This is a genomic window from Zunongwangia sp. SCSIO 43204 (assembly GCF_019904275.1).
Classification (GTDB): Bacteria; Bacteroidota; Bacteroidia; order Flavobacteriales; family Flavobacteriaceae; genus Zunongwangia; species Zunongwangia mangrovi.
Window position 1 is genome coordinate 531,962 of sequence record NZ_CP063204.1, and the last position, 14,000, is coordinate 545,961.

The following is a 14,000-nucleotide window of genomic DNA, read 5'->3' on the forward strand; positions in this document are numbered from 1 at the left end:
TGTATCTAGATATCAAAGATCTTATGCTTTATTAAGCCAGTATTTAAAATTCACTTCCTTATCAATAATAGAAGCCAATTCTGAAATTGGCACTCGTTTTTGTTCCATCGTATCACGATAACGAACTGTAACCGTTTTATCTTCTAAAGAATCGTGATCTACAGTAATACATAACGGAGTTCCGGCAGCATCCTGGCGACGATAACGTCTACCCACTGCATCTTTCTCGTCGTATTGTACTCTAAAATCCCACTTAAGCTCTTCTACAATCTCCTGAGCTAGTTCTGGTAAACCATCTTTTTTAACTAATGGTAAAATCGCCGCTTTTGTTGGTGCTAATACTGCTGGCAATTTAAGTACGGTTCTGGATTTTCCTTCCCCAAGATCTTCTTCTTTTAATGAAGCAGAAAATACAGCTAGGAACATACGATCTAAACCTATAGAAGTTTCAATTACATACGGCACATAATTTTCTTTCATCTCTGGATCGTAAAAACGTAGTTTTTTACCAGAATGTTCTTCATGTGCTTTTAGATCAAAATCTGTACGAGAATGAATTCCTTCTAACTCTTTAAATCCAAATGGAAAATCGAACTCAATATCTGTAGCGGCATTCGCATAATGCGCTAACTTTTCGTGATCGTGGAAACGATATTTATCATCTCCAAGACCTAAGCTTGCATGCCATTTTTGGCGTGTTTCTTTCCATTTTTCAAACCAGCTAAGTTCTTCCCCCGGACGCACAAAAAACTGCATTTCCATTTGTTCGAACTCACGTTGGCGAAAGATAAATTGTCTTGCAACAATTTCATTTCTAAAAGCTTTACCTATTTGTGCAATTCCGAATGGGATTTTCATTCTTCCGGTTTTTTGCACATTAGAAAAGTTTACAAAAATACCCTGCGCTGTTTCTGGTCTTAGATAAAGATCTGTAGCACTATCTGCAGAAGCACCAAGCTTGGTTCCAAACATTAAGTTGAACTGCTTAACGTCTGTCCAGTTCTTAGAACCACTTTCTGGGCAGGCAATGCCTAACTCTTCAATTAAAGCCTTTACATCTGCCAAATTTTCTTCTGTTAAAGATTTGGCTAAACGCTCTAAAATCTCTTTTTCTTCAGCTTTATATCGCTGTACACGTGGATTGGTTGCTACAAACTGCTCTTCATCAAAAGCATCTCCAAAACGCTTTTTAGCCTTTGCGATCTCTTTTTGTGCTTTTTGATTGATCTTTTCAGCATAATCTTCAACCAAAACATCTGCACGGTAACGCTTTTTAGAATCTTTATTATCGATTAGTGGATCATTAAATGCATCTACGTGCCCAGAAGCTTTCCAGGTTGTTGGATGCATTAATATTGCGGCATCGATACCAACAATATTCTGGTGCAATTGCACCATACTTTTCCACCAGTATTCTTTTATATTCTTTTTTAATTCAGCACCATTTTGACCATAGTCATAAACCGCGCTTAATCCGTCATATATTTCACTAGACGCAAAAATATACCCATACTCCTTAGCATGGGATATCACGTTTTTAAATGAATCTTCTTGTTTTGCCATGTAGCAAAAATAAAAAAACCGCCATGATTTAACTCATGGCGGTCTCTAAATTTTTGAGTTTCTTATCGTAAGCTAAAAGATGCTGTTCCAATAAGTGTAGCGTCATTATAAACATATACTTTGTAATTACCTTCCAGTAATTTTTCTTCAGTAGCAATGGCTAGAATACATACGTCTAATTCATCATTCTCGTAGTAAACTGTACTTTGCGCACTGTATACCATTACACCGCCATCATGCTCTACCGCAATCTTATCACCTACCAACTCGTTCTCTGGATTGTAAACCTGTACATAAAGATTTTTCTCGCCAGCTTCAGTAAGATCATTGGCCGTGATCGTAAAACAGGTCCTCACCTGGTCGATTCTTCTGGTACGATCGTTTTCTACAACTTTACCACTATTTCTAACAATTACGCCTTCCCCCCGCAAGCTGGTTATTTTTAACTGAGAAGCTTTATTCACTTTATTAGCTAAACTTTGATTAGAAGTTTGTAACGAATCTGATAATCTGGTCTTTTCAGAAAGTTCTGTTTGAGTACTATCAATGGTCATTGCCATTCTTTGGTTTTGCAGGCTTAAACTATCAACCACTCTAAACAATCTTTCTTTCTCTGCTTTAAGATTACTAATTTCTCTACGGTATCTTGTAATTAATACAAGATTCGCTTCGTAATCCTGAACTGAATCTAATAATCTATTGATACGCTCCCTGGCATCTACCAAGTTTTGATCCATAATTTCGTTCTCATCAATAGCTTCGTCATATTTTACGATAAGCTCGTTAAGCTCGTTCTCTATGGCAGCTTTTTCTTTTTGAAGAATCTCTTTATTCTCTTTTTCTTCATTGTAGAATCTTATCGTATAGATAGTAAGCGCAATAAGAGCCACCGCTAAAACACCAATAAGAATCTTTAATGCAATATTATTCTTCTTTTCAGTCATCATAAAGTATTTTATATTTTATAAATTTAGAGGTTTAAGGCTTTCCGCAACAACCACTTAACAAATGTTTCACGATTTCATTAATCTGTTCTATCCAAAGACCTGCAATTGCTGCGAACGGCCCTTGTTAGATCATGAAAAAGTGATTTGCACCTCTTGTTTACATCAACTCCCGCTTACTAACTTTCAACCTAATAACGAAAACCAGGCCGATAAAGTATTTTATGGCAGAGCCGAAATTAATGCCGCTTACGCATTACTACTTTTTCGTAAAAAAAATATGGTACAGCTGCTTCTTCACCAGCTCAAATATAAGAGACAATTTGAAATAAGCTATTTTTTAGGGGAATGGACTGGCGAAATTCTGAAAAATAGCAGCAGATTTACTAATATCGATATGGTGATCCCTGTTCCACTGCATAAAAAACGCTTAAAAGAACGTGGTTATAATCAAACAGAAGGTTTTGCCAAAGAAATCGCCAAAAGTCTGAATGCAGAATATCGCGATGATTTACTTACTAAAACAAGCTCTTCCAAAAAACAGGCGCTAAAAAATCGAATTTCGAGATGGAATCTTATGGAGCAATCCTTTCAGCTCACCGATGCTTCGGCAATTTCAGGAAAACATATTTTACTGGTCGATGATATTCTAACCACGGGTGCCACTTTAGAAGCCTGCATTAATTGTTTACGAAATTCAGAAAAAATAAAGATCAGTATCGCAACCATGGCAATTACCATTTGATTGTTACGTTTAAATTTAAAATAATCGTTTCTTTGCGAAAGGATTTTTAAGTCTGAATTCTGAAAAATTTATAGCTCTTTTGAAGATGAACAGGAAGCTTTTCAACTTTATTCTTTTTATTGTAGTAATCACATCTGTAGTGCGATGTGCTAAGAAAGGAATGCCTGAAGGCGGTCCCATTGACGAAGAACCACCTCGTTTTATAAGAGCAAATCCAGAGAATTACACTACAAATTTTGATGCTGAAGAGATTAGTATTCTGTTTAACGAATTTATTAAACTTGAAAATCCGCAGCAGCAGATCATCATTTCGCCACCAATGGATCCAAAGCCAAATATTCTTCCGTTAGGACAGGCTAGAAAAGATGTGAAAATCGAAATTAACGATACCCTTAGAGAAAATACTACCTACGCGATTAACTTTGGGAAAAGTATCGTAGATAATAACGAAGGGAATCCTTATCCTTATTTTAAATACGTATTTAGCACCGGGGATTATATCGATTCTTTAGAAGTTTCAGGATTTATTGAAGATGCCTATTTAAAAGAAACGCCAGAGTTTGTTTCGATCTTCCTTTATGAGATGGATAGCACGTATACAGATTCTGTTGTGTATAGTGAAATTCCGCGTTATGTGGCTTACACTCGCGATAGCAGTGTGAATTTTGACTTGGAAAACTTAAAGGCAGGAAAATATCAAATGGTCGCTATTTTAGACGATAACGACAATTATAAATTTAATCCTGGTAAAGATAAAATTGGCTTTTTAGAACAGCCAATCACCATTCCAACAGATAGTGTTTATACGATCTCCATTTTTCAGGAAGAATTAGCTTTTGAAGTAAAACGACCTAAACTTTTTAAAGGAAGACAACTTTTAATTGGTTACCAGGGAGTGCCAAATTTAGATAATTTAGAGCTTAATTTTTTGTATCCGCCAATGGAGCCGCCGGTTTCCAGAATTACCCGAGATGCTGAAACCGATACGCTTTATTACTGGTTTAGAGATCCTATAGAAACCGATAGTGTTTCCTTAGAATATATAACGCCACGTCAACGCGACACCGTTTATATAAGAATGGCGCAATTAGAGCGTGATTCTTTAAATGTAAAAGCTGAACCGTCTGGAAATATAGAATACGACCAGCCATTTTTACTGAAAGCAAATACGCCTTTGGTTGAAAAAAATGATGCGCTAATTACGATTTTGGATAAAGACTCGCTTGAAGTTTCTTTTACTTCTGAAATTAGAGATCTGGACAATCAATTAGAGGTCTATTTTGATAAAGAACCTGAAGGGACATACTATTTTAAAGCCTTACCGGGAACTTTAACCGACTTATTTGGAGATCAAAACGACACGATAAGTCAGAAATTAACCACCAAACCACTTTCTGATTATGGTAGCATAATCATGTCACTTCGAAATGTGCGAAGCTACCCAATGATCGTTCAATTAACCACTTTAAAAGGCGAAGTTGTTAAAGAACAAACCTTAACTGAAGGCACACAATTTACTTTTGAGCATATAAATCCAGGCAATTATTTCCTAAGGATCATTTATGACGAAAATCAAAATGGATATTGGGATACCGGTAGTTGGCTAGAACGTAGAAGACCAGAGAAAATAAGCTATTATCCAGATACTTTAGAAACTCGCGCCAATTTTGACGAAGTATATCAATTTTACCTAGATTAATCTAAACTCGTCGCGATCCTGTAAAAATTTAAGCTGATTTCGTGTATTTTCGAGATGCGTTTTATCAAGCGTAATTTCTTTTGCGAATTCATTTTCAGTATTTTGCTGAGTTAAAATTTCACCAAGGCAATCGTAAATTGCGCTATGCCCGTTATAAACGAAACCATCGCCATCTTCGCCCACACGATTTACGCCAATACAAAAACTCATGTTTTCTATTGCTCTAGCTTTTAATAAAGCATCCCAGGCTGCAACTCGTTTTTGTGGCCAGTTTGCAACATAGATTAGCAAATCGTAATCCTCTGTATTTCTTGCCCAAACAGGAAATCTAAGATCATAACATATAAGCGGACAAATTTTCCAGCCTTTATAATTTACGATTAAACGCTCTGTGCCGGCAGTATAGGTTTTGTCTTCATTTGCCAAAGTAAAGGTATGTCGCTTATCATATTTTTGAACTGTTTCGTCAGGAAAAACAAAAAATAATCTATTGTAAAATTCACCATTTTCAGTAATAATTACACTTCCGGTGATAGCCGCATCTTTTAGTTTTGCTTGTTCTTTCATCCATAGCAAAGTTTCTCCCTCGGTTTCTTCAGCAAGATTTCCAGCATTCATACTAAAACCTGTGGTGAACATTTCGGGTAAAACAATAAGTTCTACGGAATCACTTAAAGCAGCTATCTTTTTACTGAAAAGACTACGATTCGCAACCGAATCTTCCCATTTAAGATCTGCCTGAATAATCGCTACGTTCAAATTTTGCTTTGTACTCATATTTTAAAAATAGGATAATTTTTCAAGTTCCTGTCAAATGATTGTTAAATGATTGCAGAAGCGTTCTAGATTAAATAGTTTTAGGTTAAAATCGATTCTCATGTTTTTAGAACACTTAAAAAGCAATCCAACAATTAACAATAAAACTACCCGAAGTATTATCGCAGGTGCCATTGGTGGTTTGGCAGGTGGAGCTGTAAAAGGTTTGATTGAACATTTTTTACCTGTTCGTAAAGCTGAAAATCGAAGTGCGCAACTTAAAATTTTGGACGATCTTTCTACAAAGATCACCGGAACTCCTATAAGTGTTCAAAACGAAGAATTAGCAGAACAATTGGTGAATTTTCCCGTTGGCGCTAGTGTAGGTGCTGCTTATGGCTACGGAAAAAAAGATAAAGATCAATTAAATCTTGCTGAAGGAATTATTATGGGAACCTCAACCTGGGTTTCTACACATCAAACTTCTTTGCCTATACTTGGCCTTAAAGAAAAACCAACAGACGTTCCTATAAAAATGCAGGCAAACGAATTCATTGCACATCTTCTGTTCGGAATCACTACAGAATTGGTTAGAAATAAGGTAAATCAAAGATTGAAGAAATAGAGTTCAGTTTACAATTCATGGTTATTTACGCTAGACAGTATTTTTAGTGAGAGTTGTTAGTTTTAAACCTTCAGCTACTTACTTAATATTGACAATATAAAATTTTTGGTGTAAATTCACATCAAAAACGCACCATGTCTAGACAGAGCATTTCTTTAACAGAGCCCAACGATGAATGGCTAAAAAGCCAGATAGATAGTAAAGAATATTCCAGCAAAAGTGAGATCGTTAACGACCTTATAAGACAGGCCAGAAAACAACAAGCTAAAATTGATTGGATAAGTGCTAAACTTGAAAAAGCAGAAAAAAGCGGATTTACATCAGAAAGCAAACATGATATTTTAGCACAATCCAAGTCATTATTAGATGGCTAATTATAAGCTTAGCAACACCGCGAAAGAAGATATAATTCGAATTCATCATTACGGCGTTTCAAAATTCGGCATTAAACAAGCTGATCTATATTTTCATCAACTTTTTGAATATTTCGAGATCATTGCCAAAAATCCATACTCATTTGAAACTGTAGATTATATACGAAAAGATTACCGCAGATGTGTATGTGGGTCAGACAGTATTTTCTACCGTGTGAATAATGATACGGTTGAAATAATGGCAATCATAGGAAAACAAGATTTGGACAGTATTTTTAGCTAGAACCTATCAGTTTTTAGCCTTCAGCGGTTAGATTTAATAATTACAAAATTGTGATGAGATGCCGAAACAAGTTCAGCATGACGGCCAGGTTTAGCAGAACAAAAATAAACTTATTCAAATTTCAGTATTTCAATCCTGATTCTTTACTCGTGATTCTTTCATCTATACTCTAATCTCTCTTGTCTAATATCTCAATTCTAAAAGCGCAGCGGTCTAATATCTAACTATCCTTCCAGACTTTTCATCATTTTTCGAATACGATCTTCCAGTTTTTCAGAAGATAATTTTTCACGTAGTCGATCGGTAATGATCGGGAAAGAAAAAGGTGTTGGTTTTTCACAATTTCGCCACACAACTTTTTGATGCTCTATTCGCTCTAATGCCTGTCGTAATCTTCCCTCTTCTAGTTGATGCTCAAAGGTTTCTCTGAAAGATTGCAGATAGAGTAAATTATCTTCTTCGTAATCTCTAAAGACACTAAATAACAACTGCGAACTGGATTGTAAATGCTTACTTTTTACCAGCTTGTTAGGATAACCCGTAAAAACGAGTCCTGCGATTACAGCAATATCTCTAAATTTTCGGCGAGCCATTTCTGTTGCATTCAGACTTTTATAGAGATCGTCCATCAAAAATTCCGCAGAAAACAAATTATTATCCAGCACCTGCTGCATATCGATTTCCTGATCGCTAAGCAGTTCAAATCCATAATCGTTAAAGGCGATAGAAAATGAAATTGGCGATAACAAACTAATGCGATAAGCCAGCAAACTTCCTAAAGCTTCGTGTACAAATCGCCCCTCAAAAGGATAAAAGATGGCGTGATAACCTTCTCGAGTTTTAAAGGTTTCAATTAGAAATTCATCGCTTTTGGGGATTACAGATTCCTTTTTTTGACGTTCAAAAATACCGGTTAGAGCAGAAAGTTCTTCAGATTTCCCAGTAGCCGAATCATATTCTGAAGCTAAATACATTTCTTCCCGTAACAATTCACTCATCTGCGCAGAGAACGTCATTCTTCCGCCCATCCAACTGGGAACTTTAGTGGTTTTTTTCTTCGATTTTTTAACCAAAACCTGCATATTTTTAATCCTGACCAGTTCTAAATTTCGGCCGGCAAAAGTGAATACATCACCAGGAGTTAATTTGGAAATGAACCATTCTTCCATAGTTCCAATATAGCCACCTTTCATGTATTTTACGCTCAGCATCGCATCACTCACGATCGTCCCAATTTGTAATCGGTGACGCATGGCAACACCGCGATGATTCACTTTAAACCTGCCATCTTCTTCGATTTCGACCTTTTTATATTCGTCGTAAGCCTGTAAACTCTGGCTGCCTTTCGTAATGAAATTTAGCACCCAGCGCCAATCATCTTCGGTCATCGCCTGGAAGCAAAAAGTCGACTTTATTTCAGGATAAATATCTTTCGGAAAAAATCCGTTTGAAACCGCCAAAGTCGTTAAATACTGTACCAAAACATCGAAACTCAGCAAATACGGAATCCGATCTTCTACCGCTTTTTTCTCTACAGCTTTTTGCAAAGCTGAAGCTTCGATCAATTCGATCGCATGCGTAGGTAAAAAGTAGATCACACTTTCTTTTCCCGGCTGATGACCGCTACGCCCGGCACGCTGTAAAAATCTGGCAACACCTTTAGGTCCGCCAATCTGGATAATGGTTTCTACCGGCGCAAAATCGACTCCCAAATCTAAACTCGAGGTACAAACTACCGCTTTCAGACTTTCGTTTCGAATCGCCTGTTCTACCCACAATCGTGTTTCCTTATTAATACTCCCGTGATGCATGGCAAGTTCGCCAGCAAATTCAGGATATTTTGAAATGATCTTTTGAAACCACAATTCACACTGCGACCTGGTATTGGTAAAAAGTAGCGTAGTTCTTGAGTTTTTAATGATCGGCACCACCTCATCTAACAAATGCAATCCCATGTGTCCTCGCCACGGAAACTTTTCCATGGTTTCGGGAATAATGGATTTAACTCTTATTTTTTTCTGAAGATTCGCCCTGATCAATTCTGAATTCTGAAGTGCTTCAGATTCTGGTCCCAATAAAACCTCCCTGGCCTGCTGAAGATTCCCGATCGTAGCTGAAATTCCCCAAATTCGAAGCTTTTTTGAGACAGTTTTTAGTCGCGACAAACCAAGTTCTACCTGTACGCCACGCTTGCTCCCTAAAAGCTCGTGCCACTCGTCTACAACAATCGCTTCAAGATTTCTAAAGGTTTTATCGTAATTTTTTGAAGAAAGTAAAAGCTGCAAACTCTCTGGGGTCGTAATTAGCAGATCTGGCATCGATTTTTTCTGAGCCGCGCGCTCTTTTTGCGAAGTATCTCCAGTTCTTATTCCTACCGTTAAATTAGTACCCAATCCAGAGGCAAAACGTTCAGCGGCTTGCTCAATTTCAACAGAAAGAGCGCGAAGCGGCGTGATCCAAATCGCTTTTAGTCCTTTTTTGGGCTTGGTTTTGTAATCGGGATTATTTTTGATGTAATTCAGCACAATGGGCACCCAAAGCGCGTAGGTTTTACCACTTCCGGTAGGCGCGTTTAGGAGTCCGTTTTTCTTTTGCAGGTAAGCTTTCCAGGTATCCTTCTGAAATTTAAATGGCTTCCAACCCTGGCTGGTAAACCAATCTTCAGCAATTTTCAAAAGTTCCTGTCTTGTCATTTTAAATAAATATATCCTGAAATTATCGAATTTCGAATCTCATTTTCTACGGAATCAAAGCTTTGAGATCTTCCAGCGTATTGGCTTCTTCAATTTTTTTATCGGTTCGCCAACGTAGAATTCTTGGGAATCTGGTGGCGACGCCACTTTTATGACGTTTCGATTCGGCTATTCCTTCAAAAGCGACTTCAAAAACATGATGCGGCGTAACACTTCTCACCGGGCCAAAACGCTCTAAGGTATTTTTCTTGATCCAGGCATCTAATTTTCTAAATTCAGCATCGGTTAAACCGCTATACGCTTTGGCAAAAGTTACCAACTCTTCTTTTTTCTCGTCCCACAAACCAAAAGTATAATCGGTAAACAAATTACTTCGCCTACCATGGCCTCGCATCGCATAGGTAAGCACTGCGTCGATAGTTAGGGGATCGACTTTCCATTTCCACCAATCGCCCTTTTTACGCCCAACCAAATATGGCGAATCTAAGCGCTTCAGCATTAAACCTTCAGATTTTACTTCTCGAGATCGCTCTCTTTCTTCAGCTGCTTCTTCCCAATTTTTAAACTGAATAGTGTGCGATAAATGCAAGGGTAATTCATCTGATTTTACTTCAGTATATAATTTCTCTAATATCGTCCTACGATCTTTAAAAGCTCGTTGCCGAATATCTTCACCTTCCCACTCTAAAACATCATAAGCTTTAAGGATAACCGGTGTTTTCTTCAGTAAATTTTTTGAAACCGTCTTCCTACCAATACGGGTTTGCAGATCTTTAAAAGTTCCTATTTCTCCTTCTGGAAACGGCAAAATTTCTCCGTCGATCACCGTACCATTTGGAACAACGCCCACAAACTTTTCAAACTCGGGATATTTATCGGTTACTAGTTCTTCCCCACGGCTCCACACAAATAATTCGCCATTTCTAACAATTACTTGCGATCGTATGCCGTCCCATTTATGCTCGGCACTCCATTCGCTTACATCTCCCAAATCTTTTGGTTCATCTTCGATCGCGTAGGCCAGGTAAAACGGATAAGGTTTCGATAAAAAATCCTCTTCATTTTCTTCTAAAATCAGCTTTGTATAAGTGGTTTTTGCGGGATTCCAATCGCCCATCATTTTGTAAGCTAAAATATCCTCGTCGATATTTGTTGCTTTAGAAAGCGCACGCGTCATTAACTTCTGACTCACACCTATTCGAAAACTACCGGTGATGAGTTTGGTAAAAACAAAACGCTCGTAATAATTTAAACTGAGCCAATTGTCTTTTAAATATTCTTTCTTCTCTTCTTCAGATTTTGGTTTTAGATCGATGATTTCCTGTAAAAACTGATTCAGGCTTTTTTCTGAAGATGCTTCGGAAGGTGGAATAACCAAAGCAATAGTTTCAGCAAGATCACCAACGATATGATAGGATTCTTCGAATAACCACAACGGAATATTGGCAATTTCTGAAGCCCATAATCGCATTAAAGTAGTATTTACCGGTCTTGGCGGTCGCCGATGCGAAAGTATGGCGATCGTCCAAACCTTATCACGATCTGGTGCGTTGTTGAAATATTTGGTTAAAGCTTCAACTTTTAGCGTGGTTTTGTTGGTGCTATCCAGCGTTTTTATAAGTTCTGCAAACTGTCTCATTCGTCTTCGGTTTTAGAAGTTTGCTCGGCATTTTCTTCTTCATATTGGGTTTGCTCGGTTCTGGCATCGTAGCCAATTTCCCGAAGATATTTCGAAAAAATATCGGTATACCCGTGAGTACAGATCACTTTCTCTGCACCGGTTTCTTTTATTGATGATAGCAATCCCTGCCAGTCACAATGATCTGAAAGTACGAATCCGCGGTCGATAGCTCTGCGTCTTCTGGCACCACGAAAGGTCATCCATCCACTTGCTGAAGCAGTAACATAAGGCACCATTTTTTTGATCCAAGGTGTTCCATGAGCGCTTGGCGGTGCCACGACAATATTGCCTTTAATTTCTTCCTTTTTTACATCGCGGGTAATCCTAGTAGTTTCTGGCATTTCTAGTTGTGGTCGCAAAACTTCGGTCATATTTTCTATCGCGCCATGCGTATAAATTTTCCCAATAGAAGTATCTAAATACTTCAGCAATCGTTGTGCTTTCCCTAAAGAATATCCAAAGATCACCGAGGTTCTTCCTTCAGATTGGTTTTGTTGCCACCAGTTATTTATTTCAGCAAAAACCTCTTCTTGCGGTTGCCATTTAAAAGCGGGTAAACCAAAAGTACATTCGGTAATAAAAGTGTGGCATTTTACCGGCTCGTAAGGCTTTGCTACGCCATCATCTTCAGTTTTATAATCGCCGGTAAACACCCAAACTTCGCCTTTATATTCTACCCTTATCTGTGCTGATCCAATAATATGCCCAGCAGGATGAAATGAAAATTTCACGTTATTAATGCTAAAAGTCTCGTTCCAATCTTTTCCGCTTACATTAATTTCTCCAAATCGATGTTTTATAATTGGAATATTGCTATGATGAGTTATATATTTTTTATGCCCCCAACGAGAATGATCGGCGTGTCCATGCGAGATGATCGCTTTATCTACCGGGCGCCAGGGATCTAGGTACACGTCTGCCTGGGCACAGTAAATTCCTTTATCATTAAACGCCAATAACGGAGTATTCTTCATCAAGCTTATATATTTTTTGCTACAATCCTGATGAAATTAGGTAAAATAGAAAGCCTGGAAAAAGGATTAAGAAAAGATTAGGGAATGTTATATAATTGAAATTTCTTAAAAATAAAATAAAAATATCTCATCATTATTTATATTTGCAGCCAAAATCCCTCAATATGTCATTTTCAGATTTGTTCGGCTCGGGAGAGCATTTAAGAAACTTAAGTCATTTTGCAGCTATCGTTAATCTTGCTGCGGTAGACGGTGCAATTAATGAAGCAGAAGAGAACTTATTAAGACGCTTTGCCAGAAAACTGGATATTACAGAAAGTGAGTATAAAAAGGTGCTTGAGAATCCAAAAGCCTATCCTTTATCTCCGTCTCATGACACTGAAAGACGTTTAGAGCGACTTCACGATCTTTTTAGAATCATCTTTGCAGATAATATTATTGATGATGAAGAAGCCGAACTGATAAAACGTTACGCTATTGGGCTTGGTTTTTCCAGTCAGGCTTCGAATGCAATTATTAAAAGATCTATCCAAATCTTTGGTGGACAAATCTCTTTTGAAGATTACCAGTATTTCCTAGAGAAAGAGGATTAATCTCCATATTCTTTCATGAACTCTTCAGCCTTTTCGACCATTGTTTTGCTTCCGCAGAATATGGCAGATCGCTCATGCAGTTCTGTTGGCATAATATCCATAACACGTTGGTAGCCATCGCTGGCTTTACCACCGGCCTGTTCTACAATAAATGCCATAGGATTACATTCGTAAAGTAGGCGAAGTTTTCCTTTGTTATATTTAGTGCTTTTTGGATAAATATAAATACCACCCTTAATCATATTTCGATGAATATCTGAAACCATCGAACCAATGTACCTAGAAGTGTAGGGACGATCGCCTTCTTCTTCCTGGCAATATTTGATGTATTTTTTTACACCGGTTGGAAAGTGAGCATAATTCCCTTCGTTGATGGAATAAATATTGCCTGTTTCAGGAAATTTCATATCTGGATGTGAAAGATACCAGGATCCTAAAGCCGGATTTAAAGTGAAACCATTCACTCCGTGCCCGGTTGTGTAAACCAGCATTGTTGAAGTTCCGTAAATAATATATCCTGCAGCCACCTGCAAATTACCGGGCTGTAAGAAATCTTCTGAAGTTACCGGAGTTCCTATCGGAGTCACTCTTCTATAGATCGAAAAGATTGTCCCAACCGAAACATTTACATCGATATTAGAACTTCCATCTAATGGATCCATAAGCACCACATATTTATTTTTATGGTCTTTACGGCTTCCGGCAATAGTGATAAATTCATCATTTTCTTCGGAACCTATTCCGCATACGATTTCACGATTAGTAAGGGTTTGGATAAACGTATTATTCGCAAATACGTCTAATTTTTGTTGATCTTCTCCCTGAACATTTTGTTCTCCAGCAGCCCCTGTAATATCTACGAGTCCTGCTTTATTTACCTCGTGATTTACTACTTTTGCTGCTAAGCGAATAGAACGTATTAATCTTGATAATTCTCCCGTCGAATATGGGAAATCCTGTTGGTTATCGATGATAAACTCACCGAGCGTTGGTCTGGTTTTAGTCATTTTGATTCACAGTAGTTTGTTATCAAATTTATTGAAAAATTGCCGTTTTACATCGTTTTCGTA

The 14,000-nt window shown here is 37.6% G+C and carries 13 protein-coding genes; 6 read left to right on the forward strand and 7 right to left on the reverse strand.

From position 1 onward, the window contains the following. Positions 1-21: 21 nt before the first annotated feature. Positions 22-1,563 carry a glycine--tRNA ligase gene (locus INR75_RS02370; protein WP_223090598.1) on the reverse strand — a complete coding sequence of 514 codons (1,542 nt, stop codon included), beginning with the start codon at positions 1,561-1,563 and terminating at the stop codon, positions 22-24. Positions 1,564-1,625: 62 nt separating this feature from the next. Next, positions 1,626-2,510, reverse strand: a complete 885-nt coding sequence (locus INR75_RS02375; protein WP_223090599.1) for a hypothetical protein — start codon at positions 2,508-2,510, stop codon at positions 1,626-1,628. A gap of 61 nt (positions 2,511-2,571) precedes the next feature. Here INR75_RS02375 and INR75_RS02380 point away from each other — a divergent pair, with 61 nt between their 5' ends. Together INR75_RS02380 and INR75_RS02385 are read left to right on the forward strand one after the other, a co-directional pair. Further along, positions 2,572-3,252, forward strand: coding sequence for a ComF family protein (locus INR75_RS02380; protein ID WP_092539533.1), 681 nt, complete (start codon positions 2,572-2,574; stop codon positions 3,250-3,252). An 85-nt stretch (positions 3,253-3,337) separates the two neighbouring features. Continuing rightward, complete coding sequence (locus INR75_RS02385; protein ID WP_223090600.1) at positions 3,338-4,951, forward strand: Ig-like domain-containing protein; 1,614 nt, start codon at positions 3,338-3,340, stop codon at positions 4,949-4,951. Here INR75_RS02385 and INR75_RS02390 read toward each other — a convergent pair. After that, positions 4,943-5,728, reverse strand: a complete 786-nt coding sequence (locus INR75_RS02390) for an amidohydrolase (protein WP_223090601.1) — start codon at positions 5,726-5,728, stop codon at positions 4,943-4,945. The genes INR75_RS02385 and INR75_RS02390 overlap by 9 nt on opposite strands. 100 nt (positions 5,729-5,828) lie before the next feature. Between INR75_RS02390 and INR75_RS02395 the strand changes: the two genes are divergently transcribed. From INR75_RS02395 to INR75_RS02405, 3 genes are all read left to right on the forward strand, one after another. Beyond that, on the forward strand, positions 5,829-6,332 hold the full coding sequence (locus INR75_RS02395; protein ID WP_223090602.1) for a DUF1440 domain-containing protein: 504 nt from the start codon (positions 5,829-5,831) through the stop codon (positions 6,330-6,332). Positions 6,333-6,466: 134 nt separating this feature from the next. Next, positions 6,467-6,706 (forward strand): type II toxin-antitoxin system ParD family antitoxin, encoded by a 240-nt coding sequence (locus INR75_RS02400; RefSeq protein WP_223090603.1) that lies wholly within the window; start codon positions 6,467-6,469, stop codon positions 6,704-6,706. Beyond that, positions 6,699-6,989 (forward strand): type II toxin-antitoxin system RelE/ParE family toxin, encoded by a 291-nt coding sequence (locus INR75_RS02405; RefSeq protein ID WP_223090604.1) that lies wholly within the window; start codon positions 6,699-6,701, stop codon positions 6,987-6,989. Before INR75_RS02400 ends, INR75_RS02405 begins: the two co-directional genes overlap by 8 nt. A gap of 224 nt (positions 6,990-7,213) precedes the next feature. Here the strand turns inward: INR75_RS02405 and INR75_RS02410 are convergent, their stop codons facing one another. The 3 genes from INR75_RS02410 to INR75_RS02420 are packed head-to-tail and all read right to left on the reverse strand — an operon-like array spanning position 7,214 to position 12,337. Beyond that, positions 7,214-9,682 carry a ligase-associated DNA damage response DEXH box helicase gene (locus INR75_RS02410; protein WP_223090605.1) on the reverse strand — a complete coding sequence of 823 codons (2,469 nt, stop codon included), beginning with the start codon at positions 9,680-9,682 and terminating at the stop codon, positions 7,214-7,216. A 46-nt stretch (positions 9,683-9,728) separates the two neighbouring features. Continuing rightward, the gene (locus tag INR75_RS02415; RefSeq protein ID WP_223090606.1) at positions 9,729-11,321 is read right to left on the reverse strand and encodes an ATP-dependent DNA ligase; all 1,593 of its coding nucleotides are present in this window, start codon (positions 11,319-11,321) and stop codon (positions 9,729-9,731) included. Further along, the gene (locus tag INR75_RS02420) at positions 11,318-12,337 is read right to left on the reverse strand and encodes a ligase-associated DNA damage response exonuclease (RefSeq protein ID WP_223091832.1); all 1,020 of its coding nucleotides are present in this window, start codon (positions 12,335-12,337) and stop codon (positions 11,318-11,320) included. Before INR75_RS02420 ends, INR75_RS02415 begins: the two co-directional genes overlap by 4 nt. Before the next feature lie 164 nt (positions 12,338-12,501). Here INR75_RS02420 and INR75_RS02425 point away from each other — a divergent pair, with 164 nt between their 5' ends. Then, complete coding sequence (locus INR75_RS02425; protein WP_223090607.1) at positions 12,502-12,930, forward strand: TerB family tellurite resistance protein; 429 nt, start codon at positions 12,502-12,504, stop codon at positions 12,928-12,930. Here the strand turns inward: INR75_RS02425 and fbp are convergent. Beyond that, a complete protein-coding gene (gene fbp / locus INR75_RS02430) occupies positions 12,927-13,937 on the reverse strand; it encodes a class 1 fructose-bisphosphatase (protein ID WP_223090608.1) in 1,011 nt (336 codons plus the stop codon). The two genes, INR75_RS02425 and fbp, sit on opposite strands and share 4 nt — an antisense overlap. Positions 13,938-14,000: the final 63 nt, after the last annotated feature.